The organism is Microcoleus sp. B3-A4, from assembly GCF_036705385.1.
Classification (GTDB): Bacteria; Cyanobacteriota; Cyanobacteriia; order Cyanobacteriales; family Microcoleaceae; genus Microcoleus.
Window position 1 is genome coordinate 1 of record NZ_JAUBUI010000064.1, and the last position, 14,317, is coordinate 14,317.

A 14,317-nucleotide genomic window follows, 5' to 3' on the forward strand; every position below is an offset into this window, starting at 1 on the left:
TTGAGTGCAAGTTTCAACCTTGACTCCAGGCAAGTCTAATAAATAGTCCAAATGAAAGCTCATTACTCTAACTGTATTGGTTGATCTATTTTACACCATAAACTCAGGAGAGCCATTCAAAAACTCAATATTCCTCCGGGTGCTTATCCCTCTTTTGTCACTTTCGGCCGAAAATAATCTGGGATGGTTATAGCATAAGACTTTTACCAAAAACCTTGATTTGGGCCATTCTGTTAGAAAATAAATGCTCAAATCCTTGATAAATCTACAGTTGAAAATTTTGGTCTCATTTTTTATTTTCCAGAGTGACAAAAGAGGGTTATGGTACACCTTACCCAAAATCTTCCTCCGGGTATGCAGTGTACACCTTGCCCAACATAAAAAAGGTCGAAAGGATTTGTTGACCTTATTCCCAAGCGCTAATTTTAATTCAATGGGGGGGGGAAAAAGTCGGACATAAGCCGGGTTCTGTTCTCTCCACTGCAAGCAGTTTTCGAGGGCAGTTATCTATCTGGGACGCCTGTTACCAGACGCCTCAAGCGGTACCAAAAAACGGAACTGGTAAAAAACCAACCATAGTCCCTCCGACCTTGCTCCCAACTGGGGTTTACCGAGCCAGCACCTCTCGATGCTGCTGGTGCGCTCTTACCGCACCTTTGCACCCTTACCCCCTAACACTTTGCGATTTTCGATGCTTGATTTTTGATTCAATCTCAAATCTCAAATCTCAAATCTCAAATCGGGGGGCGGTATCTTTCTGTGGCACTATCCTCACGATCGCTCGCACTGGGCGTTACCCAGCAAGTTTGGTTTTTCGGGAGCCCGGACTTTCCTCAGACAAGCTTTCGCTCATCCGCAACCGCCTGCGCCTACTTTTTCCCCAGATTTATTGTACGCGATCGTTCGTCAATCAATTTAAGATTTGAGATTGAAAATTTTAACTGGTCGCCCACTTAATTTGGACATTTGTGTTCATTCCAACTCTTGTACGGTGGGGTCGAAAGCCCGCCCAACAATTAAATTTCCCTGCAACTCCCCTTAAATTCACTCACGGATCAATTATGAGGCTGAAAAGTTGGAAATTATTATGCAAGGATTTATGGCACAGATTCAATTAGCCGCAGGAAACCTTTTTTCCTAACAGAATTTTGAATTCTTCAATCTTCAATCCCAAATTTCAAATCTTCAATTCGGTTACTTTAATGAGTCATTTTTGATAGTAGAAAAATTATCAAACCAGCCGCGCCGCCAGAAAAAGTAAACTAAACCAGAAGCGATCCCTAGCATAATTGCCCAACAAAGCGGATAGCCAAAATACCAATTCAGTTCTGGCATATTCCAGGGCGATTTCTCTGTATTGAAATTCATCCCGTATACTCCTGCCACAAAAGTTAGAGGAATAAAGATACTCGAAATCACTGTCAGCAACTTCATGATTTCATTCATTTTATTACCAACCGAAGACAAGTAAACGTCCATTAAACCCGAAGACAACTCTCGATAGGTTTCCACCATATCCATCACCTGCACTGTGTGATCGTAACAGTCGCGCAGGTAAATTCGCACCTCGGGACTAATCAAATCACTGCTATCTCGAATCAAAACATTAATTGCATCCCGCTGCGGCCAAATGGCGCGGCGCAGCGTCAGCAATTCTCGCCGGATTTTATAGATTTTTTCCAGGGTTTTGCGGGTGGGGTTCACCACCACTTCATCCTCTAATTCTTCAATGCGCTCTCCGTAAACTTCTAATACAGGGAAGAATCCATCTATAATCGAATCCAACAAAGTATAAGCCAGATAATCCGCTCCGTGCTTGCGAATAATTCCTTGTCCTTTACGAATGCGATCGCGCACTGGTTCAAAACAATCATAGTCCGGTTCTTCCTGAACAGTTAGCAGGTAATGCTTGCCCAAAATAAAACTTACTTGTTCTTTATGAAAAGTATCTGATTCAGGATGCAGCATCACCATCCAAGCAATGATTAAAATGTGTTCTTCATAGTCTACTACTTTCGGTCGCTGGGGAACATTAACTACATCTTCCTGAGCCATTAGGTGCAAATTAAATACTTCGCCCATTTGTCGCCAGGTTTCTTTGTTTCCCAATCCCAACATATCAACCCAAGAAACAGATGCTGTATCTAAATACGAAGCAGCTTTTTGAGGATTTGCCAAGTGGGCGCGAGTAGCTGCTGTTTCGCAATAGTCAATTAATACAATCTCGGGAGGCGGCGCATCGGGTTCTAAGTCGAGAGTTCCCGGCGGAGCCCCCTGATCGTCATAAAAATAGTCAACGTAGGAATCATCATCATCCTCATCATCTTTAATTGGTTTGGCAACTGCATTAGAAGTATGTATGCTTTTGTATACCATGCTAATATTCCTGACTTTTACAACCTTTAATTAGATTATCATTTTTATCGTACAACTACCAATTACCAATGACTCATTACCTCTGCCGAATTGGAATCTCGATCGCAAATTCAGTTCCCTCTCCCGGCGCGGAAATGCACTGCAGCGTCCCTCCGTGTCTTTCCACCACAATCTGATAGGAGATAGACAGTCCCAAGCCTGTACCTTTGCCTACTGGTTTAGTAGTAAAAAACGGGTCAAATACCCGACATGTAACAGACTCTGCCATTCCACACCCGTTATCGGAAATTACGATCGCAACCCGATTGTTATCCAGCACCTCCGTGCGAATCCGAATCCACGGCAATGTATCGCAAGTTAAAGGTAAACTAGCAAAATCTTGCCGTTCCTCTTCTGAATAACTCGCCAATTCCAACTTCCTATTCCTGACATCCGCTAAAGCATCAATAGCATTATTTAAAATATTCATAAACACTTGATTTAACTGCCCCACGTAGCACTGTACCTGTGGCAACTCCCCATATTCTTTAACTATTTGAATCTGACGATTCCTGCCATTTTCTTTAATCTTGTGTTGTAAGATTAACAGAGCGCTGTCTATCCCCTCGTGAATATTAACACGCTTAATATCTGATTCTTCCAGGCGGGAAAAGTTACGCAAAGACAGAACTATTTGACGAATTCGCTCGGCTCCGGTTTGAATTGAAGCCAGCAGGTGCGGGAAATCCTCTTTCATGAATTCTAGTTCTATTTCTTCTGCCAAATCTTGAATAACAGCAACAGGTTCCGGGTAGTTTGCTTGGTACAAACTACACAGTTCCAGCAAGTTTTTGGCATACTCACTAGCGTAAGTGATATTACCGTAAATAAAACTGACAGGATTATTGATTTCGTGAGCAATTCCCGCCACTAGCTGTCCCAAACCCGACATCTTTTCCGCTTGAATTAGTTGAGCTTGAGTCCTGCCTAATTGTTTCAATGTTTGCTCTAGCTGGCGATTTTTATGTTTTAATTGAGCTTCGGCTTGTTTGCGATTAGTAATATTGCGGGCTAGAATAATAATCTGATCTGAATTAAACGGCAACAGTCGGGCTTCATAAGTTTTTTCTCCTTCCGACATGGAAACCGAATATTCTATATCGATTGAATTTCTTGTTTCGGAAATTTCACAGATTGCTTGGGCAAATTGGCAGGCGACATTGTGCGGCAATATGTCGGTCATTCGTTGACCCATAAAATGTTCGGGAGGCACGTATAAACTCGATGAAGTTCCTGACAAATAATCCACAATTATACCGTCAGCATCTAGTCGAAAATACAAATCAGGCAAAGCGCGAAAAACTGCTTCTAACTCTAAAGTTTTTTGGCGCAATGCTTCCTCAGCGTAGTACCGATCGCTAATATCAAAAATCACCCCGTCCAAATAGCAAACGTTTCCATCTGCGTCGAACACAGGAGAACCTTTATCCCACACCCATTTAACCGTGCCGTCTGCTGCTAGCAAGCGGTATTCCAAGTTATAAGACTCTTTGTTTTCTATGCCTTGCCGAATAGTTGCTTCTACTTTTGCCAAATCTTGGGGGTAAATAATGCTGGCAAAAGTCCGGCCTCTCCTGTCCAACAGCCAAATAAAATCTGCCGCAGGGTAGCCTGTTAATAAGTAAACGGCTTCGCTAATAAAATTAGTCGAGAAATCGCATTTCCAGCGATAAACCACTCCGGGAATATTAGCTACCAAAGACCTAAATCTTAATTCACTTCTACGCAAAGCTGCTTCTGATTCATGTCGTTCGGTAATATCGTGAGCAAAAGCTAGCACTGCAAATACATTACCTTCCGCGTCGCGCAGCGGAAGTTTTTGGGTATCAAAAATATGTACTGAACCGTCAACAATAGTTGCCGGATCGCAGGGATTGTGGATGATGTCGCCGGTTAGTACAGCAGAGTCGTCTGTGCGGAAGCCTCGGATATTTTGGGCGGAATTCCCAAACACGAGATCTTCTGAAAATCCTAATTCTAAATCAGATTTGCCAATTATTTCTTCTACTGTTGTGCCGATCGCTTCAGCGAAACTCCTGTTTGCCAAAATATAGCGAAAATTTTTGTCTTTGGCAAAAATCCAGTCGCTGGTTTTGTCTATTACTGTGCGTAGGAGTTGTTCGGAACGTTCGGTTTTTTCCAAGGACGCCTGCAGTTCTAGTTCTAGGCACTTGCGAGCAGTAATGTTTTCAAAAGCTACACCGACGCAGTTGTTGGGTAATGGAAAAGCTTTAATAGAAAAAGCGCGAGTTATTCGACCCCCTTCATCGCAGTCAATATCTTCAACTTCTACGGCTTTCTGGGTGCGAATTACCGAAGCAAATGCTTGGGGAATGTTTTTCGAGCGCAGGTGGGGAAAAATCTCGTCAATTGTCATTCCCAAAACATCAGCCATTTCTAATCCCGTAAATAGGGTAGCAGCGGGATTCGAGGCGATCGCTCTGAGGGTGCTGTCATCGTCTATGTTTTCTAAATGGTAGACGTACAAACCAATTTGCATATTCTCGACAATTTGGTCGTAGAGGCGCACGCTTTCGTCTACCTGCCTGCGTTCGGTGATATCTTCAGTAATACCTAAAACGTACTGAGGGCGGCCTGCGGCGTCGAGAATTGGCACTTTGCGCGTGTGCAGTATTCTCATACCTTTGTGGCGAGTTTGGATCGGCTCTTCGGCTATGTCTTTAACAGTAGATTGGTTATGATCGCCGGTCAATATTTCCCTGTCTTGAGCAGTAAAAACATCAGCTTGTTCTTTGGGGTAAATATCGTAGTCATTTTTGCCGATCGCCTCTTGAGAGGTAACACCTGCGATCGTTTCTCCGGCTTTATTCCACAGCACAAATTTCAGCGAAGAAGCATCTTTAGCAAAAACTCCCACCGGCAGATTTTCTACTACGGAATTGAGGAAGCCTCTAGCTGATTTTAATTCAGCTTCTGCACGCTTGCGTTCGATGCCTAAAGCAATAACATCCGCAACCGATGCTAAAGTTTCCTGAAAGGGTGCTGTCAGCGGCTGGCAACTGATAATTACCATGACTCCCACCAGCCGTTCTTCCACTATCAAAGGGTAGCCTGCGAAGGTGAGAATTTGCTTGGGTATTGGGCAATTTGTCGGCTTTTGGCTGGTGTTGATAATTGCTACTTCGGAACTGTGTACCTCTTTTGATTTCGCAGATTCTTCCTCTGGGAACCCAAAATTATTCAGTTCAAATCCGCAGTCAAATTCCGGTTTGTGCTGTTTGGCGATCGAGTTAACCTTACTTTCAATATAGCTAGCCCGATCGTCTGTGCGACTGTATATTCCCGAGGCTGCTTGCAATTGCCAAAGATTATGTTGAGAGTTGAAAGTCCAAATTTCAGCCGAAGCGACATCAATATTCCGCACCATTGCCTTGCAACAGGGAAGCAGGATATCTTGAGGGTGTTTGGTGAGGGCAATACCCACATCCGCTACCATCGCTGTGAGGCGAGAAGCTTGGGCTTTTTCTGCTTCCAATCGTTTGCGATCGGTGATATCTTCCACCAAAGAAAGCACGGTAAAAGTGTCGCCGCTGCGAATAATCGAGTTGAACCAGCGACACCAAATTACCTGTCCGCTTTTAGTATAGTTGCGGTTAATTGAAGTATTGCCGTTGCCAGTGGCTAGTTCGAGCTCGATCGCGCTTATAGCCTCTCTATCTTCCTGGCAAACCAAAGCCAAATCGCCGAAGTGCTTGCCCATCATATCATCGGATGTCCAGCCAAAGATTTCCTCGGCGCGTTTCGACCACTGAACGATCCGAAAATCTTCATCCCAGCCTACCATTGCCAGCGGACTGTTAGCTGCATTCAACCACAGTAAATGGTTCGATCGGCGTAACTGTTGAGTTTTCTGCTGCTGCCAGCGGTAGTGCCTGGTGATATCTCTACCGACGCCCAAAACCCGCATCTGGTTGCTAGAGGCATCCACCGCTGGCGTGTAAGCAGTTTCGTAAATTTTAATCCCGCCGTCTGCCGCCATCACCTCATGAATTGCCAGCCGTTTTTCCCCGGTTATAAATACTTGTTGCAGGCAGGAATCAATCTGCGAGATTATATTTTTGACAGCAGCATTATTGGGATATAATTTTAATAATTCCTGATTAGTTTGGTTGACTATTTCAGTAGGCTCCAATCCCATCCAAGCAGCAGCTACAGGATTGATCGATAGGTACTTTTGCTGTCGATCGCACTCTAGGAAAGCATCAACAGAGTTAGAGAAAAAAGACTGAAACGAGTTGATAACTTCCTGCATGGGTATTTTTTCATGAGAAAAGCTTAGTATTATGGAAACCTCGTGTCTAAAGACCGATCGAGGAAACACTCATCAGGCAGTTTTCACCGCCTTGAATATTGATTATTGCTACAGCCCGATACTTGGTCGATTGGTACTTTTATGATCTACTTTCAACGGAACAATTACCGTTTCAAATATTTCACGCGCGATCGCATAGCAGCTTGGGGTTACACCCATATTTTTGATAACGTAATCAGTTAAGACGATAGCTAGTCAACTATCTCTTTTGATTAGGGCATAAAGCCCCATCTCTTCCGAGCGGGGTGCTGACTTGCTTAAGCTCTAAAATTTTCCTAACGTTAGTTTAACCCACTCAAATCTTTTTGGGCACTGTACTGCTGCGTTTCCCGGTGCAATTTTCGGCGCTGTTCCCTATAATACAAAAATTTTAAAGAAATAGTATTTTGGGGAATAGAGCTTAATTACAGCAGATGCTCTTTTTTTTAAACCAGACCCAGCGGATACAAAAGCGAGATGGAGAGGTAGGCAGAGGTGCAATCCACAACCTGCGAGAAAAATGCTTCAGAAATGCCAGACAGCTTACTGATTCCCAATTCCCAATTCCCAATTCCCAATTCCCGATTCCCAATTCCCAATTCGGTAATCTGAAAGCGGTTTGGCAGTACGCGAAGCAAAGAACGCAACCCGTGCAAAGCCATGTAACATAAAGATTGCGATATTTTTAATATGTAATATGGAACTATTAGATACCTTGATTGTGGGTGCGGGTATTAGCGGTTTGAGTTTGGCGCACGCACTTGGGAAGGAAGCAACGAGTGCATCCCCGCTGAAGATTTTAGTCGCTGAGAGTCAGGGACGTGTGGGCGGGAACATCACCACTGTGACAGCGGGGGGGTTTCTCTGGGAGGAGGGCCCGAACAGTTTTTCGCCGACGCCAGAATTGATGAAGTTGGCTGTGGATGTGGGATTGAAGCAAGAGTTGATTTTTGCCGATCGCAAATTGCCTCGTTATGTTTATTGGCAAAAAAAGCTGCAACCGGTGCCGATGACTCCACCGGCTATGATTCAGTCTCAGTTGCTGAGTTTTCCGGGGAAACTGCGGGCGTTGTTCGGCGCTTTGGGGTTTGTCGCGCCGGCAATGGGCGCTGGACTTTCGCAGCAGCGTGACGAGGAAACTGTTTCTCAATTTTTCCGCCGTCATCTGGGGCAGGAAGTGATGCAGCGGTTGGTGGAACCTTTTGTTTCTGGGGTTTATGCCGGCGATCCGCAACAACTTAGCGCGGCGGCGGCTTTTGGCCGGGTAGCCAAGATGGCTGATCTGGGTGGCGGGCTGATGGCGGGGGCGCTGCTTTCTGCTAGGAAAAGACCGAAGCAAATGCCTGCAGACCCGAATGTGCCTAAGACTAGACCGGGGGAGTTGGGTTCGTTCAAACAGGGGTTGAAGGCTTTGCCAGAGGCGATCGCTGCTCAATTGGGCGATCGAGTGAAACTCAACTGGCACTTGACTCGCCTCCAGCGTACAGAACGCGAAACTTACATTGCTGTATTCTCGACGCCCGACGGACAGCAGGAAGTTGAGGCGCGTACCGTGGTTTTGACAACGCCGGCTTACGTTACAGCCGATTTGTTGCAGCCTCTGCAACCGAAAGTTAGCAGTGCTTTACAAGCTTTTACTTATCCTACGGTTGCCTGCGTTGTGCTAGCATATCCGCAGTCGGATGTCAATGGTAAATTAGTAGGTTTTGGAAATTTAATTCCGAGGGGGCAGGGAATTCGCACTCTGGGGACGATTTGGACATCGAGTTTATTTGCCGATCGCGCGCCCGCAGGGTGGCAAACTCTCAGCAGTTACATCGGCGGGGCTACTGATTCGGAAATTGGCAATCTCGACTCAGAACAAATCGTTGGGGAGGTGCACCGAGATTTGTCTCGGATTTTGCTGAAGCCCTCCGCGGCGCAGCCGAAAGTTTTGGCGGTGAATGTGTGGAAGCGGGCAATTCCTCAGTACAATTTGGGTCATTTCGATCGCCTGCAACAAATCGATGAGGGCTTAAAATCTTTGCCTGGGGTGTATTTGTGCAGCAACTACGTTGGCGGAGTGGCTTTGGGAGATTGCGTGCGAAGGGGTTTTGAGCGTGCACGAGAAGTGGGCGAGTATTTGCAGAACAAACAATCAGATACTCGATCGATCTGAATGATTGTGTGGGGAGGGCGGGTTTATAAATATCGAGTATGTTAATCCGAGATATTGGTGAACCCGCACCTACAGCCTTCTGCCTTCATATCCGCTGCCCAATGCCGAATGTTACTAGGTTGTGGGTTCAAATTTGTAACCCACCCCCCGGACGGTTTGAATCATCGGCATTTGATTGGGATCTAGTTCAATTTTGCGGCGAATTTGACCGATATGGACATCCACCACGCGATCGGCTCCTACATACTCGTAGTCCCACACTTCATGCAGCAATTCCGATCGCCTCCACACGCGACCGGGTTTGCTTGCCAAACAGTACAGCAGGTCGAATTCTAAAGCAGTCAAAGCAACTATCTGACTGCCGAGAATTACCTCGCGGCGAACCGGATCTATTAGTAGCTCTCCAAAAGTAAGAGTTTTTTGTTCGGCGGGAGTAACAATGCGTTTGCGCTTCAAAATTGCTGCAACGCGAGCTCCAATTTCTACAAGACTAAAAGGTTTAGTAATGTAGTCGTCAGCACCTTCGGCAAACCCTTTCATTTTGTCAGCTTCATCGGTTCGGGCAGTCAGCATCAACACAAACACGCCGGTGCGTCTTTGCATTTCTTGACACAGTTTGTAACCAGTTGTATCAGGTAAATTTACATCTAGAACTACTAAGTCAGGATTGAGTTGCTCAAATAATTCCAGACCAGTCTGACCGTCCTCGCCAGACTCAACTTGATAACCTTGCTGGCTCAAAAAACGGTGAATTAAATTTCGGATTGCCGGGTCGTCATCAACCACAAGGATTTTTACAGGGGCCATGACCACAAGTTTGCTTGAAGAATTAGGCAAGAATATTCAGCCATAATAATAGAAAACTGGATACAAATCTCGAAAAAATTGAGCTTTTAATAGTTATAGCCCTATTTATAACCTACGCAAAATTTCAGGCAATAAATCTCCAGGAACTTTGGATAAGGCTAAATTTTGGCCTGGCAGCCCACATTCACTATAGAAAGCTCTAATCGTTTTGACAATATAGCTCAATGCTGTTTGCCGGGAATCAGCAGCTTGGGAGTTGGCTGCGGCTTGCAAGTTGAGTTTATCCCCATATGTTAACCCTTTGTCATTGAGATGTTGTCCCCATTCGGCACACACTTGCAACTGGTGGTGCAGTGCTGCTTCTAGATGGCTTGTCTGTGCGACTTTATTAGCGGGGAAATGTGGGTCGGTGGCTAGTTGATAGTGGGCTAGTCCGAGATTGTTGCGGGCGGCCAAGGCGTCAAAGGTGAGTTGGGTTCGATCGAGCTCTCCGGCGATATCCAAGGCGGTTTCGTAGGCGGCAATCGCCTGCTGCAATGATTCCGTCCGCGCCTGTTTCTGCTGAAACTGGTTCGCCAAATGCCAATAAGCGGTACCGAGATTATTGTAGGTGGCGGCTGCTGCTGCGGGTACTAATTCTCGGGTGCGGTATTTCAATGCTTCGCGGTAGGCGGAAATCGCCCTGACTAGCAGGGGTTCTGAGGGTTCGTGCTGGGCGAGGTTCCAGCAGGCGGTACCGAGGTTGTTTTGCACTCCGGCATAGTTGAGGGGTTGTCGTTCGGGACTGTAGCAGGAGAGGGCTTGGGTGTAAGCTGCGATCGCGCTTTTGAGATATACGATCGGCTCACCATCTTGGGCTAAATTCCAGTATGCTGTCGCCAAATTATTCTGAGCAGCAGCGTACTGCTGGGGCTCCACGGCGGGGTCTAGATCCAGCAGCGCTTGTTGGTAAGCTGCAACTGCGTGCTGCAAGTTCTCTGTCTTGTCTCGATAGCGGGCTAAATCGGCCGAAGCGATGCCCAAGTTTTTGTTTAATCTAACGCGGGTTTGGGGTACGGTTTCGGCATCTGTTCGGTTCAAACCTTCAAGGTAGAGGGCGATGCTGCGTTCAAGGCTGGATACCGGATCTGAGGCGTTGAGGGCATTGGTGCGATCGCGCGACAGCATCCAGTAGAGAGTGCCGAGATCGTTGAGCAGATCGGAAATTGGCGGTAGGCTGTTGGACTCCTGGGCGTACTGAGTTAAATTTTGTTTCAATTGGGCAATCAGCCGCGCGCATTCCTCAGTTAGTGGTTGATTTTGCTGCGAGTTGGTGTCGTCAACGTCGAGATACGCAATCACTTGTTCGATCGCGCGAATGGCGATTGTCAGGTTTTGCTCTGAAACGTCTCCGCCCAGAATGCGATCGCGGTAGTAATTCCCCAAACTGTGATATGCCAAAGCCAAAGCTTCGCAAGAACACTGATGTTCTTGCAGCAGTTCGATGTATTGCAGAGTTTGCAGCGGCAGAAAATTGTCCTCCGATGCGGCATCATTTTCTGCTTCCAACTCCTCAGAAGCCGCTGCTAGCACCAAATCTGCCAGTTGTGCGGATTTAGAATCTGGCGCTGGGGACGGGGGATGGGAAATTGGGGATTGTTCGTCCTCTGTCAGTTGGACGGATTTAGAATCTGGCGCTGGGGACGGGGGATAGGAAATTGGGGATTGTCGATCGGGAATTGGGGATTGTTCGTCGGGAATTGGGGATTGTCCAGACAAAGAAGGTATTAAAAGTTGGTTGCCAAAATCTCCCTTGTCCCGTAAGTTTCGCAAGTCTCCGGAGTTCCTGAAGTCATCAAAGTGCCCGAAGTCTCCCTTAGCTGGAGTTGGTTCGCCTTCAAACTCAAATACTCCGGTTCGCCAGTGCCAAAATTCCGGGGCCGAGTGTTCGATCGAACTCAGCCAGGGCCGCGACACCCACAGCAACACAGTAGACTCGCACATTTGCAGGTTTGCTTCGATGTCTCTCAAATAGCTCAGGAACGACCACTGCACTGCTGCTGACTGCCTGGTCAGGTGTTCTGCCCCGATAATTTGAAATGTCGGCCAAGGGCTGTAACTGCCCCTGTTTTGCGGCGGTGGGTGTTGGGTCAGCCACGCGGCGATCGAACCCCAAGGATTTGGATCGCTCAAGTCAAGTTCCAAACTCACAAATCGGGGGTAGTGGATCGCGGAGCGAGGATCGGAACCTGCGCTCTCTGCAGCTAATTCTGTCTGCAAGCGGGCTGCCAGACAGTCCCGCAAGCACAAGTCGTCGCAGGCGGCAATAAAAATTTGACGGCGTAAATTGAGGTCGATCGCCTGTTTCAAGCGTTGGTAGATCAGCTTGTTCGAGCTAGAAACTTTTTGGGAAGGAATAGACATCAGGATCAGCCGATTTTAGATTTTAGATTTTAGATTTTAGGTTTTAGATTTTGGATTGTAGATTTTAGATTGTAGAGTTGAGAGTTGAAATCTCGATCGCTCATACCTCACAACTAAGCCCCGAAGGCAGTCAATCGCACCGGTGATGACTAAAGGATTGTGGATTTTCAATTGGCAATTTTATGTGGGTGACGAACCCGTGTGATTAAGTGCAACCCAAGTCCCTGAACCCGACAGCCAAGAGGAAAACACCAAATTTCTGCTGGTCTTATTTAGCTTTCCAGCTCGCTTGGCACGCTTCAGGATTGTCACAACTACCTGCTTTGTATTGAAACACAAAAACCATGTTTCCCTTGGTTGGAAAACATGGTTTCTTGAATGATTATTTAAAATTGCGATTTGAAGCAGCTTTGAGACTCAGCCCAGCTTTTAGACGGAAGCAGCCACAAACACCAAACCAGCGACCAACATGGCTGCTGCAATTCCCATGATGATATAGTTCCGTTGCTGGTTCTTGTTGGGAGGTACGGCTTCATACACCTTCGGCTCTTTAGCAAAGTTGTTCAGGCGTCCATCGTCATCTTTGATGTAAGGCATCAGTCACAATCCTTAATATTTTTGATGTTTACAACTGTACCAAAAAAGCGCCCAGGAAAATTCGGCCATTTATTTGGAGGTGACAGTGCCTGTTTGGGGAGAAGAGGCTATCGCGTAATCTTTGATCGGCATTCTGCCTGCTAAGTACGCCATCCGCCCCGCTTCTGCTGCCATTCCCATTGCTTTTGCCATTGCCGGGGAATTTTGGGCATTGGCGATCGCGGAATTAATCAACAGTGCATCGGCTCCCATTTCCATTGCTCGGGCTGCTTCGCTGGGCGTTCCGATTCCCGCATCGACTACCACAGGAATATTTACCGTGTCAATAATTATTTGAATGTTGGCCGCATTGTTGATCCCTTGCCCTGAACCGATGGGGGAACCTAAAGGCATGACTGTCGCACAACCGACTTCTTCGAGGCGTTTTGCCAGGAGAGGATCGGCATTGATGTAGGGCAAAACAGCAAAACCTTCTTTGACTAATTGTTCTGCTGCTTCTAAAGTGCCGATCGGATCTGGCAGCAAATATTTAGCATCGGGAATCACTTCTAATTTGACAAAATTATTGTCTTCTTGCCCTAAAAGTTTCGCCATTTCCCGGCCCAAACGAGCTACTCTAATCGCCTCATCCGCAGTTTGACAACCGGCAGTATTTGGCAGCATCCAAATTTTAGTCCAATCAAGAGCCTCTGCCAATCCTTCATGGCCGGGAGCATTTGTTTGCACACGCCGCACAGCTACAGTCACAATTTCGCACCTGCTGGCGTTGACACTTTGCTGCATTTCTGCAATGCTGCGATATTTTCCCGTCCCCGTCATCAAGCGAGAATGAAAAGTTTTGCCAGCAATCACCAGAGGTTTGTCTAAAATATTTAAGGGTAAATTATCGGAGGTTGACGGCGCGCTGTGTCCCAGTTTAGAATCGCCAAAAATAGCATATTCTAGCCCCTCTTCCCATTCTTCTCTACCTCCCAGCATATTTTCTAGGAGCCAACCTTCTTTATTTGTTAGTAAGTCCTGAGTTACTGCGTAAACAATCTCTCCAACAATAATCAATTTTGCATCGCGCGGCATATTATTTTTTATCCCGCTATTGACAATTTCTTCAAATTCTTGAAAAACGTTCCCCATTTTCCCATTCCTCTCTAGTAATTTTTTGAACAGATTGGTTGTTAAAAACCAAAATAACTGTCTGTATTAGCTGCTGGACATCCCAATATATAGCTTGTCGGATGCCTTGGTCTATTTCTAGAATGTCGTAATTTTCTATATTTACGTGAAAAATGACTGCATTTGCACTTTTATTTTTGGCTTTGCCAAAGCCTTCTTGTACTCTATTTTTGAGATTGTTAGACTCTTTCGTTAATTCCTTAAATTCGCAGATTTGACCGTCAACGTCAGCGTCGGGAGTTTTAGTCCCTGACGGTGCTTGCTCGCTCAACATTCTAACTCTCATCCCTATTTTAGCCAAAACTTCAGCAATAAAGATTTCCGAATTATTAAGATTGTGTTGTTGGTGAATTAGCACAAATCCGCCAGCTCTCTCATCAAAATAATATCGCTGATATTCCGATTCTGCATTTTTGTAGATGGCTCTGCTTGTCTCGATATATTCTGAATTCACC

9 protein-coding genes and 1 other RNA gene are annotated in these 14,317 nt (G+C 46.1%); 1 reads left to right on the forward strand and 9 read right to left on the reverse strand.

The features are described 5' to 3' along the window. Positions 1 to 442 precede the first annotated feature (442 nt). From rnpB to QUB33_RS21555, 4 genes are all read right to left on the reverse strand, one after another. Positions 443 to 876, reverse strand: an RNA gene (gene rnpB / locus QUB33_RS21540) — RNase P RNA component class A. Between the two features lie 318 nt (positions 877 to 1,194). Further along, positions 1,195 to 2,376, reverse strand: coding sequence for a magnesium/cobalt transporter CorA (gene corA, locus QUB33_RS21545; RefSeq protein WP_333353977.1), 1,182 nt, complete (start codon positions 2,374 to 2,376; stop codon positions 1,195 to 1,197). 76 nt (positions 2,377 to 2,452) lie between these two features. Next, positions 2,453 to 6,688, reverse strand: a complete 4,236-nt coding sequence (locus QUB33_RS21550; RefSeq protein ID WP_333353980.1) for a PAS domain-containing protein — start codon at positions 6,686 to 6,688, stop codon at positions 2,453 to 2,455. Between the two features lie 485 nt (positions 6,689 to 7,173). Continuing rightward, on the reverse strand, positions 7,174 to 7,389 hold the full coding sequence (locus QUB33_RS21555; RefSeq protein ID WP_333353983.1) for a hypothetical protein: 216 nt from the start codon (positions 7,387 to 7,389) through the stop codon (positions 7,174 to 7,176). 35 nt (positions 7,390 to 7,424) lie between these two features. On the opposite strand from QUB33_RS21555, the gene hemG reads away from it, so the two are divergent. Then, positions 7,425 to 8,885 (forward strand): protoporphyrinogen oxidase, encoded by a 1,461-nt coding sequence (gene hemG / locus QUB33_RS21560; RefSeq protein WP_333353986.1) that lies wholly within the window; start codon positions 7,425 to 7,427, stop codon positions 8,883 to 8,885. Positions 8,886 to 8,999: 114 nt separating this feature from the next. Here hemG and QUB33_RS21565 read toward each other — a convergent pair whose 3' ends face one another. From QUB33_RS21565 to QUB33_RS21585, 5 genes are all read right to left on the reverse strand, one after another. Next, on the reverse strand, positions 9,000 to 9,692 hold the full coding sequence (locus tag QUB33_RS21565; RefSeq protein ID WP_333353991.1) for a response regulator transcription factor: 693 nt from the start codon (positions 9,690 to 9,692) through the stop codon (positions 9,000 to 9,002). Positions 9,693 to 9,797: 105 nt separating this feature from the next. Continuing rightward, entirely contained in the window at positions 9,798 to 12,095 is a 2,298-nt protein-coding gene (locus tag QUB33_RS21570; RefSeq protein WP_333353994.1) for a tetratricopeptide repeat protein, read from the reverse strand. 429 nt (positions 12,096 to 12,524) lie between these two features. After that, positions 12,525 to 12,692 carry a photosystem II assembly protein Psb34 gene (gene psb34, locus QUB33_RS21575; RefSeq protein WP_015177107.1) on the reverse strand — a complete coding sequence of 56 codons (168 nt, stop codon included), beginning with the start codon at positions 12,690 to 12,692 and terminating at the stop codon, positions 12,525 to 12,527. A gap of 69 nt (positions 12,693 to 12,761) precedes the next feature. Next, complete coding sequence (locus tag QUB33_RS21580; RefSeq protein ID WP_333354056.1) at positions 12,762 to 13,562, reverse strand: thiazole synthase; 801 nt, start codon at positions 13,560 to 13,562, stop codon at positions 12,762 to 12,764. Between the two features lie 235 nt (positions 13,563 to 13,797). Further along, on the reverse strand, positions 13,798 to 14,316 hold the full coding sequence (locus QUB33_RS21585; RefSeq protein WP_333353997.1) for a CdiA C-terminal domain-containing protein: 519 nt from the start codon (positions 14,314 to 14,316) through the stop codon (positions 13,798 to 13,800). Between the last annotated feature and the right edge of the window lies 1 nt (position 14,317).